The sequence below is a fragment of the Spirulina sp. CCY15215 genome (assembly GCF_016888125.1).
In the GTDB taxonomy this organism is placed as follows: domain Bacteria; phylum Cyanobacteriota; class Cyanobacteriia; order Cyanobacteriales; family Spirulinaceae; genus CCY15215.
Genome location: NZ_JACSWA010000029.1, coordinates 1 through 204, shown reverse-complemented (window position 1 = coordinate 204; position 204 = coordinate 1). Strand labels below are relative to the sequence as shown.

At 38.7% G+C, this 204-nt stretch carries 1 pseudogene; it reads left to right on the top strand.

From position 1 onward, the window contains the following. A pseudogene (locus JUI58_RS00115) lies at positions 1–204 on the top strand (IS200/IS605 family accessory protein TnpB-related protein); the annotation flags it as partial.

Genomic DNA, 204 nt, shown 5'->3' with positions numbered 1-204 from the left:
AACAGATTCGTTATGGAGAAAAATATCGCACAATTCAAATTAAAATCTGGAATGGAAAAGATTGGGTATGGTCAGCAGAAATCCCCGTCAAAAAACAAGGGAAAAACCGCCATCTTGTGGAAGGAAACGAGATAAAATCTCCGGCATTAGTGGTCAACAAAAGAACCTGTCAGCTTTCCATGCCTGTAAAGATTAAAAAAGTCG